This is a genomic window from Chitinophaga sp. ARDCPP14 (genome assembly GCF_051362515.1).
In the GTDB taxonomy this organism is placed as follows: Bacteria; Bacteroidota; Bacteroidia; order Chitinophagales; family Chitinophagaceae; genus Chitinophaga.
On the sequence record NZ_JBKIXB010000008.1, the window covers coordinates 322,383 to 336,585 of the forward strand.

General features: G+C 47.7%; 6 protein-coding genes. 5 read left to right on the forward strand and 1 reads right to left on the reverse strand.

Annotated features, from left to right (window positions below; genetic code table 11):
- Positions 1 to 7 precede the first annotated feature (7 nt).
- Genes ACLHR0_RS22495 through ACLHR0_RS22515 form a run of 5 tightly spaced genes read left to right on the forward strand, consistent with a single transcriptional unit; the run spans position 8 to position 9,741 of the window.
- On the forward strand, positions 8 to 1,885 hold the full coding sequence (locus ACLHR0_RS22495) for a RagB/SusD family nutrient uptake outer membrane protein (protein WP_429047077.1): 1,878 nt from the start codon (positions 8 to 10) through the stop codon (positions 1,883 to 1,885).
- Positions 1,886 to 1,932: 47 nt separating this feature from the next.
- Positions 1,933 to 4,752, forward strand: coding sequence for a SusC/RagA family TonB-linked outer membrane protein (locus ACLHR0_RS22500; protein WP_436489680.1), 2,820 nt, complete (start codon positions 1,933 to 1,935; stop codon positions 4,750 to 4,752).
- Positions 4,753 to 4,784: 32 nt separating this feature from the next.
- On the forward strand, positions 4,785 to 6,554 hold the full coding sequence (locus ACLHR0_RS22505; RefSeq protein ID WP_436489682.1) for a RagB/SusD family nutrient uptake outer membrane protein: 1,770 nt from the start codon (positions 4,785 to 4,787) through the stop codon (positions 6,552 to 6,554).
- A gap of 48 nt (positions 6,555 to 6,602) precedes the next feature.
- Positions 6,603 to 7,556, forward strand: a complete 954-nt coding sequence (locus tag ACLHR0_RS22510) for a DUF5627 domain-containing protein (RefSeq protein ID WP_436489684.1) — start codon at positions 6,603 to 6,605, stop codon at positions 7,554 to 7,556.
- A 28-nt stretch (positions 7,557 to 7,584) separates the two neighbouring features.
- Positions 7,585 to 9,741 (forward strand): endo-1,4-beta-xylanase, encoded by a 2,157-nt coding sequence (locus ACLHR0_RS22515; RefSeq protein WP_436489686.1) that lies wholly within the window; start codon positions 7,585 to 7,587, stop codon positions 9,739 to 9,741.
- 71 nt (positions 9,742 to 9,812) lie between these two features.
- Here the strand turns inward: ACLHR0_RS22515 and ACLHR0_RS22520 are convergent, their stop codons facing one another.
- Positions 9,813 to 13,922: a hybrid sensor histidine kinase/response regulator transcription factor gene (locus ACLHR0_RS22520; protein WP_436489688.1), complete on the reverse strand. Its 4,110-nt coding sequence runs from the start codon at positions 13,920 to 13,922 to the stop codon at positions 9,813 to 9,815.
- Positions 13,923 to 14,203: the final 281 nt, after the last annotated feature.

Below are 14,203 nucleotides of genomic sequence, written 5' to 3' on the forward strand. Positions count from 1 at the left end.
GACCTTTATGAATAAGTATACAAAGATGTTGTTGGCTGCCACAGGGATCGTAACGATACTTGGCCTGGCATCCTGCAAGAAGTTCCTGGATAAGGAACCACAATCTATCGTGTCGGAAGAAAATGCCTTTAAAACCTTTATCGGTTTCCAGGGCTTTACCGAAGAACTTTATCACTGCATACCGGATTTTACCAATGCCTACTGGACCAATTCCTGGAACTGGGGAGAAGATGAAATTCAATCTACCGCACGTGATTTCCATTTCATCATAAAAATAGATAATGGTGATTTCTGGGGCTGGCAGTCGCAGTTTGACGGCTGGCAGGCTGGCTGGATGGACCGGAATAATACCAGTACCAATGACGACCGTTTTGCAAAGTCGATGTGGAAACTGGGATGGTACGGTATCCGGAAAGCCAATATGGGACTGGAAAATATTGATAAATTAACAGACGCCACGCAGGAAGAGAAAGACCTGATTAAAGGACAGTTGTTGTTTTTCAGGGGATGGTTTCATTTTATGTTCATCCAGTATTTTGGCGGGTTACCATACATCGACAAAGTACTTCCGGGTGATCAGAAGCTCACCTTACCACGTCTCAAATACAGTGAATGTGCGGATAAAGCGGCGGCCGATTTCAGAGAAGCGGCAAACCTGCTGCCCGTAAACTGGGACAATACCACAGCAGGTAAAAGAACGCTCGGAAAAAACCAGTTGCGCATTAATAAAATTATGGCGCTGGGTTACCTGGGGAAAAACTATTTATGGGCAGGTAGTCCGCTGATGAACTATGTATCTGCCGGCAGCAAAACCTACAACGCGGAGTATTGCAAAAAGGCGGCAGAAGCATTTGGTGAATTACTGCAATTGTGCGAGTCCGGAGAGGCGCCTTACAAGCTGGTAGAATTTTCGAAGTACTATACCAATTTCTATAGCGCCGGTCAGAACTGGTTAATGCCAGGCGGTACCGAAGCTATTTTCCGTGGGCCTTACTATGGCGCGCATGGCTCCACTTATGGCACCGCCAAGCAATACGGTCCGGCTTTGCTCACAGAAGAAGCCATCACTTTTGTGCCTACGGCTAATTATGTGGACTATTACGGTATGGCTAACGGCCTGCCCATCAAGGACATTACAAAGGCCGATCCGGAGTCAGGATACGACCCCGCTTATCCGTGGAGAGGCAGGGATCCGCGTTTCTACAATGATATCGTTTTCGATGGGGTTAAATGTGTACAGGGCGCCACTACCGATGAAAGAAACCGTTACGCCAATCTTTATACAGGCGGCACTTACCGCGACATCAGCAGCGGCAGCCGCTCCGGTTACCTGCTCTATAAGTTTATTCCTATCACAGCCAACAGATTTGATAATGGCTGGACCTACGACAAAGCGCTGAATATCCACCTGCCGTATATGCGCCTGGCGGACGTGTACCTGATGTATGCCGAAGCTGCCGCACAGGGCTATGGCGCCGCCACAGGCAAGGCCGGCAACTATGCTAAAACGGCATTAGATGCTGTGAATGTAATCCGCGACCGGGCAGGCGCAGGACACGTTGCTGCTGCCTTCACCGCCTCCCTGGATGGCTTTATGAGCGAAGTTCGCCGTGAACGGGCCGTAGAGCTGTCTTTTGAAGGCCATCGTTTCAATGATTTAAGAAGGTGGATGTTGCTGATACAAAGCCCGTACACACTGAAAAAATCGGTGGAATTTGACCGGTCGTCCTCATTCAGTACTGTAGATCCAATGAATAACCGGGTACTCAATTTACGCGAATCCGTTATCCTGGAACGCAGGTATACAGAGAAACACTACTGGCTGCCGTTAAAAAATTCAGATGCTAATATGTACCTGGAATTTCCACAGAATCCGGGTTGGTAAAACGTGCAACCCTTACATGTATCGTTTACTGTTAATTTCAAAAATTCATGAATCAGATAAAAGCATTAATAGCCTTTGCAGCGCTGATGAACCTGACGCCGGTTTCGCAGGCGCAGGACACCACGGCAAAAACTACCACTGTTATTCCTCCCGGTAACCCGGTACAGGTGGCCTTCCGGAAGGTGGATAAAAAAGACCTGTCAGGAGGCGTTTCAGTAGTGGACGTGGCATCACAAATGAAACTAAACTATATGACTACCAGCCTGGAAAACATGGACGGCTGGGTAAATGGTTATAATGGAAACAGTATGTGGGGCATGGGTAGCTATCTGCTCGTCATCGACGGGGTGCCCCGTGATGAAGGAAATGTAGTGCCCACAGAAGTTGAACAGATCTCTTTTCTCAAAGGAGTGAATGCCGTAGCGCTTTATGGCAGCAGGGCCGCCAAAGGAGTTGTATACATTACCACCAAAAGAGGTAAAGCAGGCAACCAGCGGATCGATATCAGGGCCAATGCCGGCGTAAACGTTCCCAAAGCGTATCCCCATTACCTGGGATCGGCGGAGTATATGACACTTTACAATGAAGCCCGCCGCAACGACGGACTGGCCGAGCTGTATAGCCCTGAAACGATCTACCAGTTCGCGTCAGGTAAAAATCCATACCGGTATCCCAATGTAGATTATTACTCCGACGAATATCTTAAACAATCCTTTGGCCGCTATGATATAACAACAGAGATATCCGGGGGAAATGACAAGGCGCGGTATTATACCAATATTGGATACCAGACGGCCGGTTCGTTGCTCAACTTTGGTGAGGCTGTTAGCAACGGCAAGTCCGACCGCCTCAACCTGCGCGGTAATGTGGATGTGAATCTTAACCAGTATATTTCCTGTAATGTAGATGCCACCGCGATTTTCTATACCGGTAGGGGCGTAAACACCGACTACTGGCAAAGCGCTGCTACCTTGCGCCCGCATCGTTTTTCCCCACTCATTCCTTTGGATATGATCGAGTCAAATGATGAAGCATCCAACGTATTTGTGAAGAACAGCAATCACATTATTGATGGGAAATATTTGCTGGGCGGAACGCAGCTGGATCAAACCAACCCGTTTGCCGCCATTTATGCCGGTGGAAACAACCGCTATATCAGCCGGCAATTCCAGTTCAATACCGGCGTGAATGCCGATCTGAGAAATTTACTGAAAGGCCTTTCCTTCCGCTCTGCGTTTGCTGTTGACTACAACACCTCTTATAACCTCGCTTTCAACAATACCTATGCGGTATATGCGCCCACCTGGAATACGTATTCCGGCGTGGACCTGATCAGTAGCCTAACGCAATACGGACAGGATGCCACTTCAGGTGTGCAGAATGTAAGCAACAGCTGGTACCGGCAAACGATCTCTGCTTCCGGTCAGTTCAATTATGTGAACTCCATTGACAACAGGCATAATCTTTCTGCCGTGTTACTGGTGAATGGCTTCCAGCAATCTGAATCAGCCGTGTACCACCGTACCAGCAATGCCAATCTCGGTTTGCAACTGGGCTACAACTTAGACCATACTTACTACATCGATTTCAGCGGCGCCGTCATTCACAGCGCGAAGCTGCCCGAAGGAAACCGCACCGCTTTTTCGCCTACCGTGTCGCTGGGCTGGCGGCTCAGCAACGAGCCCTTTATGCGTGGTGTAAGGGGAGTGGATGATCTTCGTTTAACTGCTTCCGCAGGTGTGCTGCATACCGACCTGGATATTGCTTCTTATTATCTATACCAGGGTGTTTATACCACGCAGGGAAGCTGGTTCGGCTGGAAAGATGGTACCGGCGTGCAGGCCACGGAATCAAGGCGAGGGGCTAACCCGGATATGCGTTTCCCAAAAAGAGAGGAGATCAGCATTGGCCTGGAAGGTTCTTTCTTCCATGAATCTTTAAAACTGGATGGTAACTTCTTTGTCAATAAAATTACCGGCAACATTATCCAGCCCAACGTGTTGTTCCCTTCTTACTACACCACCGGCTGGCCATCATCTTCTTTCATTCCCTATGTAAATTATAATGACGATAAACGGATGGGAGTTGATTTCAGCCTCAGTCTGAATAAGAAGCTGTCTGATATTAACTATTCCATCGGGCTGGTAGGTACTTACTATAAAACGATTGCCACAAAACGGGCGGAGATTTATGAAGACAATTACCAATACCGGCAGGGAAGGCCACTGGACGCCATATGGGGACTGCAAAACATGGGCTTCTTCCAGGATGCGGATGACATCAAAAATTCTCCCTCCCAAACTTTCGGCCAGGTAAAACCGGGCGATATCAAGTATAAAGATCAGAATGGAGATGGGGTTATTGATACCCGCGATGAAGTATACCTGGGCCGTGGGGGCTGGTTTGGCTCACCGCTTACACTAGGTGTGAACGTAAGTGTGCAATGGAAGCATTTCTCCTTCTTTGCACTGGCGCAGGGTCGCTTCGGTTCCTATGGAATGAAGAACAATTCCTGGTTCTGGGTAGATGGAGAGGATAAATATTCTGAAGTGGTAAGAGACCGCTGGACACCCGAAACAGCCCAGTCAGCGAAATATCCGCGACTCACCACTTTCAACAGTGACAACAATTTTCGCAATTCGGATTTCTGGTTGTACAAGGCTAATCGCATCGACCTGGCCAAGGTGCAGATCTCTTATGATATGAGCGATCTGATTGGCAATAAAAAGATCGTGAAGGAGATGGGGGTGTATGTGAGTGGCTTCAATTTGCTGACGTTTGCTGCCGAGCGTAAATTGATGGAAATGAGTATTGGCAGTGCACCTCAAACCCGCTTATATAACCTGGGAGTAAAAGCTATGTTCTAATGATGCCTTTCACCCAATCAAGTTTCCACTTTATGAAAAGAAATATTATCATGCTGCTGGCATCCGTTCTGCTGCTAACCAGCTGCAAGGATCTGCTGACACCGGAAATTGAAAATAACCGGGACCTGAACCCGGCAAATTATAATCCTAATGATGCCGGACTCCCGTTTGGCGTGCTGCTCAATGGTTACAACCGCATACCAACCAATTCATGGTCGTTTAATGATGTAGCCACAGATGATGCGGTAACAAATGATCAGAACAATGGCTTCCTGAAAATGGCCAATGGCCAATGGACCGCCAATAATAATCCGCTTAACCAGTGGGAAAATGCATATGCCGCTATTCAATATCTTAATATCACACTGCGGGATGTTGATACCGTGAAGTGGGCCGCTGATCCTGCTGTCAGCAAACTGTTTGGTATGCGGGTAAAGGGAGAGGCTTATGGCCTGCGCGCCCTTTTCTATTACCACCTGTTGCAGGCACATGCCGGCATGTCTGAAAGTGGCGCTGTATTAGGTGTGCCCATCAACCTGGAAGTGCAGGGATCTAATGCTGATTTCAATAAACCCAGGAGCAATTTTGATGCGTGCATGAAGCAGATCTACAGTGATCTGGCACAGGCGGACCAGCTGTTGCCAACCGACTACGAAAACATTCCCAATGCGTCCCTTATCCCGGCAAAGTATGGCACGGTGACCAAGGAACAATACGACCGTGCCTTTGGCGCTGCCTTCCGTGGATTTCTTACCGGTCGTATCGTAAAGGCGATCCGGTCGAAAGCAGCGTTACTGGCAGCGAGCCCAGCTTTCAGCAGCGGCACCACTACCACCTGGGCAGACGCTGCGAATTACGCCGGTGAAGTAATTGCGCTGAAAGGCGGGATAACTGCCTTGTCTGCAAATGGCCTCAACTGGTATTCCAACGCTTCTGAAATTGCGGGGTTAGCCGATGGCGCAAATCCTTCTGAAATACTCTGGAGAAATAATTATGGCGACAATCGTGATCTGGAACAAGCCAATTTCCCACCAAGTTTATTTGGCAATGGCCGCATCAATCCAACACAAAACCTCGTGGATGCTTTCCCCATGGCGAATGGGCTTCCCATTACGGATGCCGCCAGCGGTTATGATGCTGCCAATCCCTACGTGGGCCGCGATCCCAGGCTGCGGATGTTTATTTTAGTCAATGGCGGCACCGCAGGTCCAAATAATTCCGTGATCTCCACCGCGGCAGACGGCGCTACCAACGATGCGCTGAACAAAGTAGAAACTTCTACCAGGACCGGCTACTACCTCCGCAAATTGCTGCGCCAGGATGTGAACCTCAATCCTAATTCGGCGAATAATCAACGGCATTACAAACCTCATATCCGGTATACAGAAATTTTTCTCAACTACGCAGAAGCTGCCAATGAAGCCTGGGGACCAACAGGCAGTGGCGCCTTCGGATTCTCCGCTTATGATGTTATCAAAGCTATCCGCAAAAGAGCAGGGGTAGGCACTACTAACGGCGATGCATATCTCGAAGAATCAAAAGGCAGCAAGGAGCAAATGCGCACGCTTATCAGGAATGAGCGTAGAATTGAACTGTGCTTTGAAGGCTTCCGCTTCTGGGATCTTCGCCGCTGGAAGGCAAACATCGCCGAAACGGCCAAAGGCGTTAGCATACGCAACAACAGTTATGCTGTTATTAACGTGGAAAACCGCCAGTTCCAGCCGTTCATGATCTATGGTCCTATTCCCTACGGCGAAACATTAAAGTTTGGGTCGTTAGAACAGAACAAAGGCTGGCGCTAACAGCTCCTGGTACATAAATAATTTTCTTTGATTTTGAAATTAACAAAGATGAAAAAGTTCTTAATACCCATCATGCTACTCGTTGTGTCAACAGCATGCAATAAAGAGGTAGAATTCCCGGATTATAAATACCAGACGGTGTATTTCGCCTATCAGTACCCCGTGCGAACCATCACTTTCGGGGAAGATATATTCAGCACGGAACTGGACAACCAGGGCAAATGTAAAATCATGGCAACAACCGGAGGTGTTTACTACAGCAAAAAGGATCTGCATATCGGGATCGCGGTAGATAACTCCCTGCTGGGAAACGGCTTGCTGTTTGGCGCCGGCAAAGATGAGATCTTAGCGATGCCCGCTAACTACTATTCGCTGGCGGCAAATGAGATTGTTATCCCGGAAGGCGGCCTCACAGGCGGCGTGGAAGTACAGCTCACAGACGCTTTCTTCAATGATCCAAAGTCGATCCGGAATACCTATGTGATCCCGCTGCGCATCAATAATAAATCGGGCGCTGACTCTATCCTCAGCGGGAAAGACTTCATCCTTTACGCTATCAAATATGTGAACACCTGGCATGGCAACTACCTGCGCAGGGGAAAAGATGTGGTGTCCGGAAGTGTAAGCCAAACAATTGTAAGGCACAAAGAATATGTTGAGTCGGATGAGGTGAATAAATTGAACACGAAGTCCAGGAAGGAACTTGAGTTTCCGGTAGTGTATAAAGACAAAGACGGCAATAATATTTATTGCACACTGCTGCTCACTTTCGACGACAACGGTAAATGCACCATTTCGTCTGCCACCAGCGGTTTCACAGCCACGGGGAGCGGCCAGTTTGTAAAAAGAGGAGAAAAGAACAGCTGGGGCAGCAAAGACCGTGATGCATTGTATCTCAATTACCAGGTGTCCTTATCGGGTATGCAGGTGTCTACATCAGATACGTTGGTATTAAGGGACCGGTCCGTAACCATGGAAACTTTTACACCGGTGAGCAAATAATTTTCTGCCTACAATTAAAGTAATTTATATGCATCAACATCATAAAATAGCAGTTGGCTTTATGGCATTCATGGCCATTACTTCCTGCAGTAAATATAAAGCGCTTGATTTTAACGTGGACAAGCCTGAAAGTATTGCGCTTCAGGAAGACATAGACGCTTACCCCGCCCTGAAAAGCTATATTAACCGTGTGGCGCAACCCGGGTTTAAATTGGGTGTGGCGCTGGGTTTACAGGAATATCTTGACAAAGGCGTGATGTACCGGTTAGCCAACAGGAATTTCGACGAGGTGGTGATAGGCTACGATATGAAACATGGCGCCGTAGTACAGGCCGATGGCAGTTTAAACCTGGTAAAAGTAAAATCATTGCTTCAATCTGCCGGCGAAGCGGGAATGCAGGTATATGGTCATACCCTCATGTGGCATGCCAACCAGAATGCCAGCTACCTGAATGGATTGCTTAGTCCTTTGCTGGTAACATCCCCCGCTTATCAGAATGACTTAAATCTTGCAGCCCTGAAGGATAAAACCTTCACCGGTTGGTCCCTGGCCAATCCGGGGGCGGGCATTTCAATAGCGGAAGGTGAAGGCATGGGAACCGGGAACAAAGCCATTAAGCTGGTGTCAAAAGGCGGCTCGTCGTCAGCTGCCGATCTGCAGCTCGTTACCCCGCAGGTTGGCGTGAACAAATTGCATAAGTATGAAGTAGTGATGTATATAAAGTCGGATGCAGCGGGTGAAGGAAGGGTTTCTTTTGAAGGGTTAAATAACAATACGCCATCGATCGACTGGACCAAATCAGGTACGCCTTCCCCGACTTTTACAACCGGGATTTCGTGGAAAGAAATCCGCTTTACTATTGATGATTTTTCCGCCGGTAATATTAAACTGCATTTTGACCTGGGCTATAAAGCCGGCGTAACTTATTATATTGATGTCAACAATTTGTACATCTACGATACGCAAGGCGCACCCGTAGTAAACAACCTGGTGGCCAACGGTGATTTTGAATCCGGAGGTGGCTGGGGAGGCTGGGGCGGCAGCTCCACCCGCGGCGTAACTGCTGACGGTATGGGTGTTGGTAACAAAGGCAAGGCTTTTTATGTGACCAATCCTACAAAAGGCGCCAATTACTGGGACGTGCAAACCAGCTATGATTTTGCAGCGCCGCTTGCTAACGGAGAAACTTACGAATTGAGCTTTTGGGTAAAAGGAACCGCCGATGGCGTAATCCGCCCGGAACTGCAAAGCGCCAACTATTCGTCTAATGGGTACGGACAGGTGGCGGTTACTACCGCATGGAAGCAGGTAACTGTCGCCACCACGGCTACCGCGGCCGACCGGACACGATTGATCTTTAGCTATGGTGAATTTGCCGGTACCGTTTACATTGATGATGTAGTACTGAAAAATTCCAAAGCAACCGGTGGATCCACTACCATCGTGGAAAAAACAGCCACAGAGAAAAAGGCTATCCTGACCGCTGCACTCGATAAATGGATGGATGGCATGGTGGGAGCCGGAAAAACAGCAGTGAAGGCCTGGGATGTTGTGAATGAACCCATGGATGACGGTAATCCATATGAACTAAAAACGGGTATTGGCAGGCCGGTCATAGCGGCTGATGAGTTTTTCTGGCAGGACTACCTGGGTAAAGACTATGCAGTAACTGCATTTAAAATGGCCCGCCAATACGGCAATCCGGGCGACATTCATTTTATCAACGACTACAATCTTGAGTATAGCCTGGATAAATGCCGTGGCCTGATTGCGTATGTCAATTATATTGAAAGCAAAGGCGGAAAAGTAGATGGCATTGGTACGCAGATGCATATAACCACTACTACCAGTAAGGAAAACATTGCCGAAATGTTTAAGCTGCTGGCCGCTACGGGCAAGTTGATAAAAGTTTCTGAACTGGATCTTGGTGTGGGGGTAAAAACAACCGAAGCTACTGCCGAACATTACAAAGCACAGGCAGAGATGTATAAGTATGTCATTGATAAATATTTTGAACTCATTCCTGCGAAGCAACGTTACGGTATTACGATCTGGAGTCCTTTGGACAGCCGGGCGGGTTCCTTCTGGCGTCCGGGCGAACCCATCGGACTTTGGACTGAAGGGTATGTGCGGAAGCTCTCATATGCTGCAGTGGCAAAGGCACTAGAAGCTAATGCGAAATAACAGGAAGCCCTATTTTTGTTTTTGATAAGCATCCCCGGCAATAGAAGCCGGGGATTTTTTTTGAAGAACGGTTATTCGCTGCTGTTCTCTTTTTTAACCTGCGCTATAAATTCAGAGGGCAGCATATTGTATTTATTCTTGAACGATTTAGCGAAGTAGTTAGGCGTGGAAAATCCTACCTGGTAGGCGATTTCGGCAATGGTCATATCGCTTTTTTGCATGAGGGTCATCGCTTTTTCCAGCCGGTAGGAACGGATGTATTCAACAGGTGTTTGCCCGGTGAGCTCCAGTAATTTATTATACAGGGAGCTGCGGCTCATGCCAACCTCTTTACTGAGGCTTTCAACAGAAAGCTGGGAATCGGTGAGCTTCTCTTCGAGATGACAAACGATCCTGTTCAGCAGTTTTTCATCTGTTGATTCTTTCTGCACTTCGGGGGCATGCACTTTTATTTGTTTGGTATAGGTGTTTTTCAGGGTATGATTGAGATGCAGCAGGTTCCGGATCTTCGCATGAAGTATCTCAAAATTAAACGGCTTAATCAGGTAATCATTGGCGCCGGTTTCCAGTCCTGAGATCTGTTGTTCTTCATTGGTAAGTGCGGTCAGTAATATCACCGGTATATGGCTGGTTCTTTTGTCTGATTTCAGTTTTTGCAACAGGCTGATACCATCCATCTGCGGCATCGTGATATCGCTGACAATCAAATGCGGATGCAGTGCCAGTGCCTTTTGCCAGCCGTCCTTACCATTAGCTGCTTCTATTACCTTGTAGCTGTTGCGGAGGTTGTCTTTAAGATAGAACCTGAAGTCTTCATTATCTTCCACCAGTAATATCGTTGACATCTCTGAGAAACTTTGTGCGGCGGGCGATACGCGGGATGCCTCCGGTAACGCAGTCTCTTCCTGCTGGAATGGTAAAACTGTGGCCAGGGGAGGTGTTTCCTGCTCGGCTATTTTTAATGGAAGTTGTATAAAAAAGGTAGCGCCTTGCCCGGATTCGCTTTCCACTTCAATATCTCCTCCGTGCATCTTTACAAATTCCTTTGTAATGGATAACCCGATACCTGTGCCCTGGTTAAGTATGGCGGAACTGGTATTGGTTTGGAAGAAGTGGTCGAATACTTTTTCTCTCTTATCTTTCGGAATACCAATACCGGTATCTTTCACTGTAATGAGCACCCATTGTAAGCCGGGAGTAGCGGGCTTTTTCAGCAACTGCAATTCCACCGTCACCGCATCCTCTTCCTGGGTGAATTTAAATGCGTTTGAAAGCAGGTTGAAAAGAATACGTTCCATTTTATCATGGTCGAAGAAAACATACAGGGAGGCAGGTTTGCTGCTGAAAGTGAAACGGATGTTTTTCCGTTCAGCAAAGTCACTGAAAGAGTCCGTTACTTCTTTTATAAAAGATACGAGTTCTCCTTTTGCCAGCTGCAGTTTTAGTTCGTGTTCCTCCATCTTCCGGAAATCCAGCAGCTGATTAACGAGATTGAGCAACCGCCTGGAATTGCGCTTGATCATATTCAGTTTTTCCAGCCTGTTGCCGGTTTGTTCACTGCCAATCAATTGCTCCACCGGCCCAAGGATCAGCGAAATAGGCGTCCTGAAATCGTGACTGAGGTTGGTAAGGAATTTAATTTTCATCCGGTCCAGCTCACGGACACGCTTTATCTCCTGTTTTTCCTGCTCGGCCAGGAATTTCTTTCTTATCCTGGTTATCCCGCGGTACCGGCTGTACAACAGCAGGGCGCAGATGGCGGAGATATAAAACAGGTAGGCATAAATGGTTCGCCAGAAAGGTGGTCTTACATAGATCTTTATCGTGGTATCCTTTGTATTCCATACCCCGTCGTTATTGCTGGCTTTCACGTGAAAGATATACTCTCCCGGATCCAGGTTGGTATAAGAGGCGGTATTGACGGTTCCGGTATAGTTCCAGTCTTTATCAAATCCTTCCAGTTTATAGGCGTAATAATTTTTCCTGGGGATAGTATAATTCAGCGCTACGAAGCTGAGGGCAAAGTTTTGTTTGTATTCAAGCCTGATTTCGCTGGTAACCGAAATGTGATCTTTGATGGGACTGTCTTCCCCCGGGATCACTGATTTGTTGGACACTTTTAAGTCTGTCAGCAGAACAACCGGCACATTCCTGTTCACCGTTAACCCGGAAGGGGTGAAGTAATTAAAGCCTTCCAATCCGCCGAACATGATATCCCCGTCAGACAGCCGTAGCCCGGACGTATGTACGAAGTTATTATTTTGCGCACCGTTGTAATGGCTGTAGTTCCTGATTTTTTTTGTGGCAGCATTAAAGCTGCTGATGCCCGTGTTGGTACTTAACCAAAGGATGCCGTCTTTATCTTCCAGGATCTGGTAGATGGTGGTATTCTGCAGCCCGTCTTTTTCGTCGTAATTGATGAATCGCCCGGTGGCTTTATCGAACAGGCTCAGGCCTCCGCCATAGGTGCCTACCCATATATTTCCGCGGCTGTCGCGCAGTATCACCTGCACTTTATCGCCTGCCAGCTGGCTGTTGCTTTGGGTATAGATATCCCATTTGTTGTTGGCGGGATGATAGACGCCGATTCCCCCGCCGTGTGAACCAATCCAGATGTTGCCTTCTGCATCTTCTTCAATGGTCCTGATGTATCCATTAAACGGGAGCTTTTTTTCTTCAGGTATGCCTGGTCTGGGATGCGGACTAAATCTGGCAACAACTTTTTCATTTCTTAATATATTCACACCCTCACCGTTGGTACCCACCCAAACGTCGCCCTTACTATCTTCCTTTATACAAAAAACATCATTGGCGTTCAGGTTGTCCGGGCCGGTTCCTTTTACCAGGTGTTTATAATTGCCGGCGCCGTTGGAAATCAGCAGACCATGCGCGTAAGTGCCAATAAACAGTTTTTTGTCCTGCGTGTAGTGAAGCGCCATGATGGACACGTTGTTGTTTGCCGGAAGCGGGATATTGACTGGCTGGGCTTTCCCGGTATTACGATTGAACTCGAACAAACCTCCGCCATCGGTGCCGATCAGGATATTTTCCGCACTCTTTTCTGCAAAAGCACTTACTATCGACGACTTGCGGTCGGATGTATGAAAGATAGTGCCGGGCTTGAAATTGAAGAGGTTCAGGTTTTTATCGTATTTATTCACGCCGCCGCGAAAGGTGCCTATCCAGTAAATTCCCTGCCGGTCGATATAGGTGCATCTGATCGACTGGCTGGTAAGGCTATAGATATTTCCATTGTCCGGAAGATATTGATCAACGGCTTGTGTCCTGGTATTAAGCACCATGAGTCCTTCCTGTGTACTGATCCACAACTGGTCATCGTCGTCGGGCTCAATATTGTTCACCTGCACATTGCTGATGGGCGCATTCCCGGTGGATGCCCGGTAGGGGGTAAATCCGGAGCCGTCTGGTTGCAACATGCATAGGCCGGCTAAGGTACCCACCCAGATCTGGCCGTTTTTGTCGGCTGCAATGGCCTGTATATCATTATCCGGTGCGCTGGATTTCGCTGCTGTGTTGAATACCAGCTTTAAGGCGCCTGTTGATGGGGAATAGCAGTAAAGACCAATGGTAGTGCCTATCCAGATTTGTTGTTTTTTGTCGACCAAAACACAGCCCAGGGTTTTTGTTGCTTCCTGGCTGTCTTTTCCCGTATCGAGTTTGATCCTGGAAATATGGCGGGTAACAGGATCAAGCTGAAAGAGGTTCTCATACTGCGCTATCCAAACCTTTCCTGAAGTATCGCTGCAAATGTCCATGATAACAGCGTTGGAGGGCAGTTCAGGCGTATTGGCGTTTACCGGGAAGTGAATAAAAGCATCCTTTTTGCGGTCATACAGGCTGAGCCCGCCGCCACTGGTGCCTATCCAGAGGTTGCCGTTTTTGTCTTCATGAAGTACCAATACCTCGTTTGCCCTGAGGCTGGAAGAATCACCGGGATTGTGCCGGTACGCGGTAAAATTAGTACCGTCAAATTTATTCAGGCCATCATCCGTGGCAAACCACATCAGGCCGTAGTGGTCTTTGATGATGTAGTTCACCGCATTGGACACCAATCCGTCTTTTGCGGCCAGTGAGGTGAAGTTTATTTTCTTTGTTTGCGCCCAACCTATCTGAACCAGGAACAGTAAGCAACAGAGGAACGGGAATTTATATTTAAACATATCAGGCAGTCGTTAAAAAACAAGATGTTGGTTGAACTTTCGTACATGGAACTTTGCCGGGACTATTTCATCACCCAATTTAAGTATTGTAAAGCAATCTTAAAAGTGTTACCGGTGTTTATCTGCGCCGCGCCGGTCCCCTGGTAGTTTCTTGCGCTTAAAATGATTGTCTGTAAGACAATTGTGCTATCAATTTCAACAAATGAGCTATCAACAGAAACATAGTCCGGGTATTTTTGTTTTATCGCTGGTCACCATTTGCCGCGCTTAAACGTAAGTGA